9 protein-coding genes, 1 pseudogene and 1 riboswitch are annotated in these 13,115 nt (G+C 49.3%); of the genes and pseudogenes, 8 read left to right on the forward strand and 2 right to left on the reverse strand.

Annotated elements, in window-relative coordinates; translation table 11 throughout:
• The 3 genes from BN98_RS00460 to BN98_RS00470 all read left to right on the forward strand — a co-directional run bounded on the left by BN98_RS00460 (position 1) and on the right by BN98_RS00470 (position 2,614).
• Positions 1-867, forward strand: a complete 867-nt coding sequence (locus BN98_RS00460; protein ID WP_019190296.1) for an ABC transporter ATP-binding protein — start codon at positions 1-3, stop codon at positions 865-867.
• Positions 860-1,507, forward strand: coding sequence for an ABC-2 transporter permease (locus BN98_RS00465; RefSeq protein WP_019190295.1), 648 nt, complete (start codon positions 860-862; stop codon positions 1,505-1,507). The genes BN98_RS00460 and BN98_RS00465 overlap by 8 nt, the downstream gene beginning before the upstream one ends.
• A gap of 690 nt (positions 1,508-2,197) precedes the next feature.
• On the forward strand, positions 2,198-2,614 hold the full coding sequence (locus BN98_RS00470) for a hypothetical protein (protein ID WP_019190294.1): 417 nt from the start codon (positions 2,198-2,200) through the stop codon (positions 2,612-2,614).
• A gap of 162 nt (positions 2,615-2,776) precedes the next feature.
• On the opposite strand, the gene BN98_RS00475 is transcribed toward BN98_RS00470, so the two are convergent.
• Positions 2,777-3,703 carry an aldo/keto reductase gene (locus BN98_RS00475; protein WP_019190292.1) on the reverse strand — a complete coding sequence of 309 codons (927 nt, stop codon included), beginning with the start codon at positions 3,701-3,703 and terminating at the stop codon, positions 2,777-2,779.
• Between the two features lie 258 nt (positions 3,704-3,961).
• Between BN98_RS00475 and BN98_RS00480 the strand changes: the two genes are divergently transcribed.
• The 5 genes from BN98_RS00480 (at position 3,962) to BN98_RS00500 (ending at position 10,663) form a co-directional block, all read left to right on the forward strand.
• Positions 3,962-6,658 carry a C69 family dipeptidase gene (locus BN98_RS00480; protein ID WP_019190291.1) on the forward strand — a complete coding sequence of 899 codons (2,697 nt, stop codon included), beginning with the start codon at positions 3,962-3,964 and terminating at the stop codon, positions 6,656-6,658.
• 133 nt (positions 6,659-6,791) lie between these two features.
• Positions 6,792-8,288 carry a glycerol kinase GlpK gene (gene glpK, locus BN98_RS00485; RefSeq protein WP_019190290.1) on the forward strand — a complete coding sequence of 499 codons (1,497 nt, stop codon included), beginning with the start codon at positions 6,792-6,794 and terminating at the stop codon, positions 8,286-8,288.
• Between the two features lie 149 nt (positions 8,289-8,437).
• Positions 8,438-8,992 (forward strand): hypothetical protein, encoded by a 555-nt coding sequence (locus BN98_RS00490; RefSeq protein WP_019190289.1) that lies wholly within the window; start codon positions 8,438-8,440, stop codon positions 8,990-8,992.
• A 136-nt stretch (positions 8,993-9,128) separates the two neighbouring features.
• Positions 9,129-9,818, forward strand: a complete 690-nt coding sequence (locus BN98_RS00495; protein WP_420804953.1) for a YoaK family protein — start codon at positions 9,129-9,131, stop codon at positions 9,816-9,818.
• Positions 9,819-9,880: 62 nt separating this feature from the next.
• Entirely contained in the window at positions 9,881-10,663 is a 783-nt protein-coding gene (locus BN98_RS00500; RefSeq protein WP_019190287.1) for a ZIP family metal transporter, read from the forward strand.
• A gap of 39 nt (positions 10,664-10,702) precedes the next feature.
• On the opposite strand, the pseudogene BN98_RS00505 reads toward BN98_RS00500, so the two are convergent.
• Positions 10,703-12,645, reverse strand: a pseudogene (locus BN98_RS00505) (fructose-1,6-bisphosphatase).
• Positions 12,646-12,857: 212 nt separating this feature from the next.
• A riboswitch (Lysine riboswitch) is annotated at positions 12,858-13,023 on the forward strand.
• The last annotated feature ends 92 nt before the right edge of the window (positions 13,024-13,115 follow it).

A 13,115-nucleotide genomic window follows, 5' to 3' on the forward strand; every position in this document is an offset into this window, starting at 1 on the left:
ATGGATTCGGTATTAGCTGTCAAAAACTTGACGAAACAGTATCCGAACTTCGCCTTGCAAAATGTTACCTTTGCTATACCAGAGGGATGCGTTGCGGGTTTTATCGGTTTAAATGGACAGGGAAAGACAACAACCATTCGATCGATTCTTGGACTATGCGTAAAAGATACGGGAACGGTGCAGATTTTAGGCAAGGATATGGATCAAGAGGCCAAAGCCATTAAGCAAGAATTAGGTGTGGTTTTTGACGAAGGGTATTTGTATGACGCTTTATCCATTCAAGAAATGAAAAATATTGTCGCCCGTGCCTATCCTCGATGGGAAGAGATGCGCTTTCAGGACTTTTTAAAGCGCTTTGGCCTGCGGAAAGAGCAGAAAATTGCTACCTTATCGAAAGGCATGCGTATGAAATTAGCATTAGCGCTGGCCTTATCGCATCATGCGAAATTCCTGATCTTGGATGAACCAACTTCAGGGTTGGATCCCATGGTGCGTCAGCAATTGCTGGCATTATTGCGAGAATTTATGCAAGAGGAAGGGCAAGGCGTGCTCTATTCCAGCCATATTACTTCGGATTTAGACCAGTTCTCGGACGTGATTATTTTCATCGATAAAGGAAAGATTCTCCTTGCCGAAGAAAAAGACATTTTGCTGGAACGGCATCGCTTGGTGAAAGGCGACCCTTCTTGCCTTACCGATACACTGCGTCAACATTTCTTAACCTTGAAGGAAAATGACTACAGTTTTTCCGGCGTCACGACAGAGGCATCGCTATTAAAAGAGGCGATGCCAAATGTGCTGATCGAGCGTATCAATATTGAACAGATGATGCTGGCCTATGTGGGAGAGGAGAAGCCGTATGTTTGATTTGATGAAAAAGGATTATGTTTTGGTTAAAAAGGTGTGGTGGCTGGTATTGGCTTTGATGCTAGCAATGCCGCTCTTTCTCTCCTATGTGTCTTCACAGGAAGGGCGCAGTTTGCCATCGGGTCTGTTGCTATCCATGCTGGCGAGCCTTCTCGTCCTTGTTTCAATATCCGCATTGTACCAAGAGGAAGAGAAGTATCCGAAAGCCGCTGCCATGATCACGACGCTCGGGTATTCGCGTAAGGAACAGATAAGAGAACGCTATGCGTTGGCACTGAGCGTATTTATCGGATTTGCGGTTCTTTACGGTATTGCCGCGCAATTCCTTCCCGGCTTGGAGCCATTAACAATCTTGGGCTTTGCAATCAGCTACTGCGTAATCAGCGGCGTTATCGCCCTTTATCTGTATCTGGTTACCAAATTAGGCGTCTTGGCCGCTCGCTATGTGCAGATGGTCGTCATCCTTGCTATCTCTCTGGGACCAACGTTGCTGTCTATGCTACACATTTCGTTTTCGCTTGATTTTCTTGCGTCTCTTTCACAACCGGTACTGTGTTCCCTCTTAATAGCGATGGGACTGTTCTTTTACGGACTCTCTTATGTTCTGACAGTTCAGATTTATCTGAAGAAGGAACTCTAGAACTTCCAGAAAACGGAGTTTGGCAGTGATCTGAGGTCTCTTTTAGAAGGTGTCGGCCTGTCGGCCGACGGTTCATATTATAAGGAGGGCGGCTCGAGGAGCCGCCTTCCTTTTCTTATGAGCGCCGTCGAAGGCGGCTTATTGGGCCATCCTCTTTTTCGCCGAAGGCGGCACCTTCTTAGGCATTAAATTGTGGTAGATACAGTGCTTTTTGCGGAAAATGGCTTTTGCACTGTATGAAATTCACCCCTAATACAGTACTTTTGGACGAAAACACGAAAAGTATTGTATGAAAAATGGGATGGATACAGTACTTTCGGTTGAAAATGCGAAAAGTACTGTATGAAAAATGGGATGGATACAGTACTTTTGGTTAAAAACGCGAAAAGTACTGTATGAAAAACGAGAAAAATACAGTACTTTTCTCCAAATCAGCATTTAGTACTGTATTTTTTTCGAAAATCGTACAGTACTTTTCACCAAATCGGCATTTAGCACTGTACTAACGCCAAAAATCGTACAGTACTTTTCTCCAAATCGGCATTTAGCACTGTACTGACGCCGAAAATCGTACAGTACTTTTCGCCAAATCGGCATTTAGTACTGCATCGGCCTCCGTAACGAGCAACCATCGGAGTTTTAATCTTTGCCGAATTTGGGTACATCTTACACCATGGAAATGAGGTGGACATGAAAGATTTTTTTCAAAAAGCAAATGAGCGTCTCCGGCAATGGGCGGTGGGACGCAACGGCTTTGATGCGCTGTCACAGGTGGTGTATTTTCTGGGGTTAGTGCTTTTCGTCGTGCAGTGGTTCGTAAAAACACCGATACTGTACTATCTGTCGTGGGGCTGCTTAATCTACGGTCTGTTTCGTGTATTTTCCAAAAATGTTGCGGCACGGCAGAAGGAGAATCAAGCCTTCTTGGGCCTTTTTGCGGGGCTGAGCCGTCGATGGAATTTATTGAAACGGCAATGGAAAGATCGCAAAACGCATCGCTATTTTTCCTGCCCATCCTGTCATCAGACGGTGCGCGTGCCGAAACATCCGGGCAAAGTGAAAATTCATTGTCCGCGCTGCGGCAATAGCTTTGAAGTGCGCATGTAGGAGCGCCCGCCGCATATGAATGCGGCACCTGCCGCGTTCGAAGGAGCGGGCCTCAGGCCGGCGCTTGATATCAAAAGGTGCCCGTCAGCGGGCGACGATTGAATAAGAAGAAGGCGGCCCATTGGGCCGCCTTTCTTTTATTATCAAACCGTGCCGTCGGGCTCATGGCAAGAATTTCCCCGCTGCCAGATAGAGCTGATACCATTCGTGATGGGTGAGGGAAACCTGCGTTGCTGCGGCGGATTCCTCCAGATGGCGCGGATTCATGGTGCCGACAATCACTTGCATTTGAGCCGGGTGGCGCAGAATCCAGGCCAGAGCGATGGCAGCTTTAGTGACATGGTATTTTTCCGCCAGTTCGGCCAAAGCAGCATTGAGCTCAGGGTATTTCGGATCATCGATGAAGCAACCACCGAACATGCCGTATTGCAAGGGCGACCAGGCTTGAATTGTGATGTTGTGCAGACGACAATAATCGAGCAGGCCGTTGTCGCGGTCGATGCTGCGCTCGGTGGTGAGATTATTCATATAGAAAGCAGCATCGATGAGCTGCGATTGCTCAAGGGAGAGCTGGAGCTGATTGATGATGAGTGGCTGTTTTACGGTGTGCTTCAGCACTTCGAGCATCATGGGCGGCACGTTGCTGACGCCGAAATGACGCACTTTGCCGGATTTCTCGAGGGCATCGAACGCCGCGGCAACTTCTTCGGGCTCGTAGAGCAGGTCGGGACGGTGCAGGAGCAGGATGTCCAAATAGTCGGTTTTCATGCGACGCAGGCTGTCATCCACACTGGAAAGAATGGTTTCGCGACGCCAGTCAAATTCATTGCGATCAAAACAAAGGCCGCACTTGGTCTGCAGAATAAAACGATCACGGGCAATGCCGGCCTTCGTCCAAGCCTCACCGAAACGCTCCTCGGCTACGCCATCGGTATAACAGGTGGCATTGTCAAAAAAATTGATGCCAAGATCCATGGAGGTCTTAACCATTTCTGCAGCTTTATCTATGGAAAGATCGGGCATGCGCATGCAGCCCAGGATGAGCCGGGACACGTTTTCCAGCCCGTTGGGAAGATTTATACGATTCATAAAACTTTCTCCTTTTGTACAATTTATCTTGCAGTTTCTGTCCTTATATACCCCAGTTCCCTCGGTTGACAGTGCATTTTTTCTTCGTTATTCTTTAAGAGGCGAGTAAAAGGGAAAACGACCTTTTTTGCTGTTTTTGGCGATGGGTGAATAACGTTTTCTCATTACGTCCGTTCGATACGCTCTCAGGAGCGGCAAGGGGGCGATTCGTATCGAAACGGCGTAGAAAACAAGAATTGCCGCGAATAAGGAGGAACTATGCGAATGAAAAAGGCTTTTACGGCTTGTGCTTTGGCCTTTGCACTCCTGTTGACCGTGCCGCAAACGGCATTGGCTTGCACCGGAGTCATCGTCGGTTCGGATCTGACGAAGGACGGAAGTACGATTTTCGGCCGTACCGAGGATTTGGAGACCAATCACAACAAGGCTTATGTAATTCATGAAGCAGGAAAATACAAGAAGGGTGATGTGATTCGTGACGTTTCGTACAGCGAAAAGAACGGATACACCTATACTTGCACAAAAGATTCGTATCGCTATACGGCTGTGAATGATACCACACCGGAATATGGGATCTTTGATGAAGCCGGCTTCAACGAAAAGGGGCTCATCGTAGATATGACCGTTTCGGCTAACGCCAATGAAGCAGTGTTGAAAGTGGATCCGCTGTTGGACGGTGAAGGGGACAAACCCGCCGGCATCAGTGAAGCCATCATGCCGACAGTGGTGCTGTCGCAATGTGAAACGCCGGAAGAAGCCATTCGCCTGCTTGCCTCCGAAGTGGCCAAAAAAGGCGCTGCCGAGGGCAACTGCTTTGTTGTTGCGAACAAGAGCGAGCTGTGGTACATGGAAATCTATACGGGCCATCAGTTCTTGGCTATGCGTTATCCCAAAGATAAGTTCTCCGTATTCCCGAACACCTTCTGGATTAACCAGGTAAAACTGGAGAAGGGTGAGGAAAAAGAGGATTATTATGTTTCCAAGGATAAGAACTACATCTATTCCAAGGGACTCTTCGAAACGGCTGAAAAAGCAGATACCTTCAAAGGAACACGCGGCCAGACGAATGATCAGAATTTTGCCATCGATGGCACGATTCAAGCTCGTGAGTCCTATGCAGAGAGTGAAGTAGACATTCGTGATGCATCGCGTGCCGCTTCCGGTACTAAGGTGTTAAATCCGAGCGCTTCGGCTTCGATCAACGATAAGGCTTTCCCGTTCCTGCAGGAAGCGGCGGCTAAGAGCATTTCGTTGGAACAGGTATTGAGCTTTACCCGCAATCGTTTTGACGGAAAACTCCCGACAAACGACACGGGTGAAAAGGGATACTATCCGATTGGCAACCGCAACGTCATGGAAGCGCACGTATTCCAGATTCCGAAGAATGCCACGAATGAATTCCCGGCCGTACAGTACATGGCGCTGGGCTCCACGCTGGTATCGCCCTTTGTTCCGTACTATCCGAATCAAAATGGCGGTGCGAAAGCAGCCATGAATTCGTCCAACGAGTATACCAATGAATCGCTCTATTGGACGGCAATGGATGTGCTGCACATGGTAGAAACCAACCGTGCAAAATATCAGCCCATCGTAGACGCAAAGTTGAATCCGCTACAGAAGGAAATTCTGAAGGCAGTTTCGCTGAAGGATCAGGGTGCGAAAGCCAATACGGAAATCAGTGCAACTTATGGAACTAAAGCCCATGAAATGCTCCTTGGCGTACAAAAAGAACTGAAGGCCGATCTGTTAAAGAACGGTTATACCTCCGCTTCGGAGAGAGTGCGTCGCGTATTACCGGGAAGTGCTGCATACCTCACCGTTCCTGCAAATGTGACGGATACGGTTTGGAAGATTGCGATTAATGGCAAGACCCACGATATGACCATTACGGATGCCTATGGCAATCCGGTTAAAGTACCGGCCGGCGTGAAACTGCAGGTTTCCGTTAAGAAGAAAGCCTTTGAGACGCTGAAACCGACTTTCTACGGACAGAAGATTCATGCGGTTTTGAAGAACGATCAACTTTACGTCTTTGACGTAAGCGTTGCGGATAACTCCGTGGTACGTTACAGCGGAACAGATCGCTATGCGGTAGCCGTGGAAGCGGCTAAGAGAAACTTTGCCAAGGCAAAGACAGTAATCTTGGTCAACGGCATGGCTTCCGGCGATGCCTTGAGCGCTTCGAACCTGTCACAGGGAACGATGCCGGTGCTCTACACGCAAGCGAACCAGCTGACCAAGGTGACAGCCGATTACCTGGCTAAGGCAAAACCTGAGAAAGTTGTCATCTTAGGTGGCGTTGCGTCGGTCAATGCCAGCGTAGAAAAAGAAGTGGAGAAATTAGTGGGCAAGGATGCTGTACAACGCATTGCCGGCGCTGATCGCTATGCGGTGAATGCGAAAACGGTAGCAGCCTTGAAAGACAGTGAAAATGTGGTGCTCACTTCTGGTGTTGCTTATGCGGATGCCTTAATGGCTGTGCCGTATGCAAAAACGGTAAATGCGCCAGTGTTGCTGGTTCAGAAAACACAGGTTCCGGAAGCTACACAGCAAGCCCTCAAAGCCATGACCAAGGCAAAAACGGTGACTATCATCGGTGGAGCCAATACCATTGCTAAAACGGTTGAAAAAGATCTGCATACGGTCATCAAAGCAGAAGTGAAGCGCATCAGCGCTTCGGATCGCTTTGCGTTGAGTGCTGAAGTGGCCAAACTCTTCAAAGAGCCGAAGACGGCTATGATTGCGAACGGCTTGGTACCTACGGATGCTCTGACTTCGGGTCCGGTTTCTCAGCAGAAAGAATTCCCGATCTTATTGGTCGCAAAGAAGGGCTTTGATGCGAAAGTGGAGAGCTACCTGAAGAATACCAAATCGCTGAAAAAAGCCATTCTTGTGGGTGGCAAAGCTTCCATCAGCGAAGAAAGTGAAAAGGCCATTGCCGGTTTCCTGAAGTAATCGGCCTTATGGCATAAGAATGCGAAAAAGGATCCGGCTCTGCCGGGTCCTTTTTTGAAATCAGAGTGTTGCTGCTGCGGCAAAGTGGGATGGCGGGAGAGAATCGCAAGAAATCGCCGCAAAGGGGGAACGAATGAAAAACTATATTTTGGCGTTTGACGCGGGTACGACAAGCCAGCGATGCCTGCTTTTTGACAAAATGGGCAAGATCGTAAGCGTCGCCCAGCGAGAGATCACACAGTACTACCCGCATCCGGGTTGGGTAGAGCATGATGCCTCAGAAATTTGGGCGACGCAGATCGGCGTGGCCATTGAGGCCATGCAGCGCATCAATGTCTCTGCGGAAGAAATTGCGGCCATTGGGATTACGAACCAGCGTGAAACAACCATCGTGTGGGACAAAAATACGGGGGAACCCGTGATGCACGCCATTGTGTGGCAATGTCGCCGTACGGCTGAATATTGCGATGGCCTGAAGGCGCAGGGCGTTACCGAAATGATTCGTAAAAAAACGGGACTGGAATTAGATGCCTATTTTTCCGCCTCGAAGATTCACTGGATCTTGGAAAACGTGCCGGGGGCTCGAGAAAAGGCGGAGCGTGGCAATCTTCTCTTTGGCACGGTGGACTGCTGGCTGATTTGGAAGCTTACGCAGGGAAATTGCCATGTGACGGACGTCTCCAATGCTTCGCGAACGATGCTCTTTAATATTCATACGATGACTTGGGACGACGATTTATTGAAGCTTTTTGATATTCCCAAAGCGATGCTTCCCACCGTATGTCCCTCAAGCAGCGTCTACGGTGAAACGGAACTGGCCTTTTTCGGCGTACCCATTCCCATTGCCGGCGTGGCGGGCGACCAGCAGGCGGCTCTTTTCGGCCAAACGTGTTTTTCAGCCGGCGATGTCAAAAACACCTATGGAACAGGCTGTTTCATGCTGATGAATACGGGCGATACGCCGGTTCTGTCGCAGCATGGTCTGGTCACAACTGTGGCTTGGAAAATTGGAGACAAGATTTCCTATGCGCTGGAAGGTTCGATTTTCGTGGCAGGCGCGGCGGTGCAGTGGCTGCGCGATGAACTGCGGGTGTTGGATACAGCCCCACAGTCCGAAGAACTGGCGACAGCGGTTCCGGATACCAACGGCTGTTATGTGGTGCCGGCGTTTACGGGCCTCGGCGCACCGTTTTGGGATCCGTATGCCCGTGGCACTATTGTTGGGCTGACACGCGGCGTGAATCGCAATCATCTGGTACGCGCTACGCTGGAATCCATGGCCTATCAATCGTTGGATGTACTGAATGCTATGCAGGAAGATGCGGGACTGGACTTTACCGCTTTGCGTGTGGATGGCGGAGCTGCTCGCAATAACTTTCTGATGCAATTCCAAGCCGACATGATGCAACGCCCGGTGTATCGCCCGGCATCCATTGAAACCACGGCGCGCGGCGCAGCCTTTTTGGCGGGGCTTGCTGTGGGATTCTGGCCGGATTATGAGGCATTGTATGCACTCCAAGCCGATGATGCGTGCTTTACTCCCTTGATGTCGGTCGAAAAACGGGATACCTTACAGCGCGGCTGGCACCGCGCGGTGCGATGCGCCATGGGCTGGGCAAAGGAAGAATAATCTTCGTATCGCGCGATGTGGGTAGTAATAGACCGAGGACAACAAAGCTCTTCGGACGTTTCCCATTGCGACGACCTTGTCCTCTCTGTGGAATCGTCTCGGTACCATTCTTTGCGCGGTGTTGTCGCAAAGAAGAGAAAGGAGTAAAGATGAAGGCAGAAGATTATATTATCGAACAAGTACCGAATCTCTATACGATTATTGCGCTGAAGGATTTTCGCCATACCCCCAATGTAACATTTGATGTGATGCCGACAAAGTTGATTCCCCGTGTGGACGGGTTGGATCGCGTGATTCATAACGGACCGGCGGTGAGCCCCGGCCCGGTGGGAGAGGTAGAGCGGCCGTGGTACATGCATACCGCGCAATGGGATAATCTCTTTGTGCTCTACGGTGTGCGCCATGTTGAGCTCTATACGCCGGAACATGGCAAAGTCGAGAAATTTGTAGTCACCCCCGACTATATCGAACACAATGGCAAGCGCGTTGTGGAAGGCGGCGGTATTTTAATTTGGCCGACTGGTGTTTTCCACCGTGTCGTTTCAGGCCCGGAGGGATCACGTTCCATTAACTTAGCCACACGTGATGAGAACTTGGATATGCGCCACAATTTTGATATTTATGATTTGAACGTGGAGACGGGAGAATATCACGTCATTCGCGAGGGTTATAAAGATCAGAAGATGGATGACGCAACGGCTTGAACAGAGCCGACGAAAAAATCAGATTTAGTGAAAGCCGACGGTACCGTCGGCTTTTTACAATGGGATTTAAAAATTCGAAAAAAAGGCGAAAATTTTCTTCCATTCGGGTATCATGGGAGCAGATTAGTGGGGGAGGGTGCCGTTGCAAACCACAGAAGAAAAACAGATGTCGGAATCCATTTTAACGGGGATTCTATTAGCGATAGCCGGTGGTGCTATGGATGCGCACTCGTATTTATTTCGCGGCGAGGTGTTTTCCAACGCGCAAACCGGCAATGTTTTATTGTTTGGTGTGCACATTGCTACGGGTGATATTCCGTCGGCGTTACGTCATTTATGGCCGATTTTGGCGTTTATTGCCGGTATTCTCGTAGCGGACCGCATTCGCTATAGCGGGCATATGTCCAAGCTACATTGGCGTCAGGTTTCTTTGGCTGTTGAAGTGGCTTTATTGATATTGGTCAGCCTAATGAGCAATGCGTTGGATCCCATTGCCAATGCGATGCTTTCGCTGGCTTGCGGTATTCAGGTTGAAAGCTTTCGCAAGGTGCAAAAACGCGCCGCAGCCACGACGATGCTGATCGGCAATCTGCGCAGTTTCACCGCAGCGATGGATTCCTACGTACGCACGCGTTCAGCGGAATCCATAGAACACATGGTCATCTATAGCAGCCTGATCATTTCCTTTGTGATCGGAGCCATTTTAGAAAGTCTTTTGCTGTCGCTTATCGGACGTTATGCTGTGCTCTTATGCGCCGTATTATTGAGCATTGTGTTCTTTATTCTCTATCGCAAACCCGAACCGACTTCCGTCGCAGAGCTCTGAAACGAGTTCTACGTTAAGGCTTGATTCTCTCAGGTCGATCACTGAAAGAAGGTAATTTAAATATGGAAATGAATATAGCTTGGGGACTCTTAATCCCTTTTATTGGCACGACGCTGGGTGCCGCATGTGTATTTTTTATGAATGGACAAATGAACCGTAAGGTGGAGCGCGGTTTACAGGGCTTTGCAGCGGGAATCATGACCGCCGCTTCCGTCTGGAGCCTTTTGATTCCGGCCATGGAACAATCCGAATCGCTCGGGCGGCTGGCTTTTATTCCTGGCGTCGTCGGCTTCCTGATCGGTGTATTTTTCTTGCTCTTTTTGGATCATGTGATTCCGCATCAGCATTTAAATAGCGATGAACCCGAGGGACCGCATGTAGCGTTAGCAAAAACCAATAAGATGTTTCTGGCCGTGACCCTGCACAATATTCCGGAGGGCATGGCTGTAGGCGTTATCTTTGCCGGCGTATTGGCCGGTGTCGAAGGCATCAATCTTCGAGCCGCGCTGGCTTTATCTCTGGGCATAGCCATACAGAACTTCCCGGAAGGCGCCATCATCTCCATGCCCCTTCATGCGATGGGTATGACGCGCAATAAAGCCTTTTGGTACGGCACCTTTTCCGGCGCTGTTGAGCCGGTGGGGGCATTGCTGACCATTTTTGCCACGGGACTCATTGTTCCGATTTTGCCCTATTTGTTGAGCTTTGCGGCCGGTGCCATGATGTACGTGGTTGTGGAGGAATTGATTCCGGAAATGAGCGAGGGGGAACATTCCAATATCGGCCCTGTGACGTTTGCCATTGGCTTTGCCGTAATGATGGCGTTAGACGTTGCATTGGGATAAAAACAAAGAACGAAAGCAGGCTTACACCTGCTTCCGCTCTTATGGTCTTAAAATATTTTCTTTCATTTCGCCGCGCTTATAGGCGCGAATCAGGTCGTGCAGATAATCAATGGTTTTTTGATACATTTTACCGGTATCGGTATCGCCGATGAGGAAACGGCGTTCGTAGCGATCGACGGTTTCGACGTGGGGCGAGTAGGTTTCCAGCCCGTTTGTAAGCCAATCGAAGTCTTGATGCTCGGCCAAGGCGATATGGTGGGAGTTGAAGATCAGGGTGTAGCCCGCGATGCCGGTCTTAGAATGATAGGACTTGGCAATGCCGCCATCGATGACAAAGAGCTTGTTGTTGGCTTTCTTTGGGCTCTGACCGTCCTTGCTTTTGACAGGGACGTGACCATTGATAATGTGGGCATGGGGATGTTTGAGATCAAAAGCGTCCAGAATGTAGTCCACAACATCTTCCTTTTCGACCAGGGAGTAGTAGGGATTCATCTCTTCTTTGCTCAGTGCTTTGTCACCGACGAAATAATTTTCAAAGGTGGCCATTTTACTTTTGCCGAACATCGGGCTCTTCGGACCGCACCAGAGGTACCAGATGAAGTCAATGGCGTTTTTGGTCTTCTCATTGTCCCGTTCACCGTAATAGGCGGTAGTCATCATGTAATCGACATAGTCCATGAGCTCTTTACCGGCGTAGGGATGTTCGTCGACGACCAGGGAGTCGAAGGTGCCATCCTCTTTCAGCGGCAGGCAGCCGTGATAGAGGAGATTGCCGTTGTAGCAACGATAGCTGGAACCGCGATTGAACAGGAAGGCGATATGGCGGGCGAGACGTTCACTGTGCATGAAAGAGGCTCGTAAATTGAAGACGAGGTCCGCTTCCTCCTTCGTGAGCTTGAGCGGATCAGCGGGATCCACCGTCGGGAAATTGGTGTCGCGCATGGGGTAGCGCGTACCGTCGGTATCCACGTATTCCATGGTGTTCCAATCCACCTTCTTGAGAACGATGCGCTCATTCATACCGTATTCCGGGTGGCGTTCGAGGAGTTGCCCTTCGAGCTTATTTTCCAGAATGGCGACGGCTTTGTGCATCTGCGAAGCGCGTTCAATGGACCAGATATTATAGACATTTTCATCAAAAATTTTGGGCTGGAAGTAGGTGCAGGGATCATTGCCATAGACATTCATGGCAAAATCGTTCAGGGCACGCAAGTGGATGCCATAGCCATCTTCCAAAAGATCAAAGGTGTTGTATTTGATGGCGTTACGCAGAACGGCCATCATGCAGGTTTCGTTGCCGAGCTGGGCGCCCATCCATTCGACATCATGGTTGCCCCATTGGATATCAACATTTTTAAAAGCAATGATTTCTTCGATGATTTTATCGGGACCTGGTCCGCGATCAAAAATATCACCAACGATATGAATGTGATTTACGCAGATGCGTTGAATCGTATAAGAGAGGGCACAGATAAAATCAAAGGCATCCTCTTCTTCAATGATGGCATTAATCAGGGAATAATAGTAGCTGCGACGATCAATTTCGCCGTCATTAATTTCAAACATTTCGCCGATGAGCGTTTTGTATTCTTCCGGCATTTTGGCACGGATTTGCTCACGCGGATACTTGGAAGCGATGAAGCGAGCCACTTCAATGAGTTCCAAAATGATTTTGCGCACCCATCGCTCATCATCCAGTCGCTCGATTTTTTTTGGAGGTTGAGCTCGGGATAGTAGATAATCTCAGCAATTTCATTCTGATCGCTCTCAGAAAGGCGTGTTCGGTACACGTCTCGGATTTTACGACGAATATTGCCGGAGGCGGAACGTAACAGATGGATGAAGGCGCGATCCTCACCGTGCACATCGCTAAAAAAATATTCGGTTCCTTTCGGCAACAGCATTTCGGTTTTAAGCCTTACAATTTCGCCCATTGCCGCACGGCGATTGGGAAATTGCTTGGCTAACATTTTCATCAGCATATCCTGTTTCACAAGAAGTCTCCTTTCTTGCTATCTTTCGTCTCTTTGATGAAAGTATACCAAAGTTATGAAGAAATGGTCAGGAAACGATGCCAGGCAATAAAAAACGGTAGTTTCGCCGTAAGAGGCTTCTGATAAAAGGCAATACGTCGGCAGGCGTTTGACAGAACGACCTGGGCTGCCTATACTGTAACAAATTGAATTCCTAATCAGGAAGAGGTAGAGGCGCAAGAGCGATGAGTACTTTCCGGAGGCGGCAGCCGAGGAAGGAAGGAAAAGGCAATCTTGCCGAAATGAGCAGCGGGCACGCTGTCTTGTTGGGCCGTCATCGAAGAGGTGACGGACTGTCACCGCATTCGGTGTTGCGCTATCCAATCGTTTAGTCGAGAGAAGGCGTACCCTTCTCTTTTTTTGAACCTTTTGTTTCGTTATGGGTAAGGGAAGAAAAGGGGAAAACCCCGGAAAGCGCG

Origin of the sequence: Levyella massiliensis, assembly GCF_000308275.2 — a bacterium.
Classification (GTDB): Bacteria; Bacillota; Clostridia; order Tissierellales; family Peptoniphilaceae; genus Murdochiella; species Murdochiella massiliensis_A.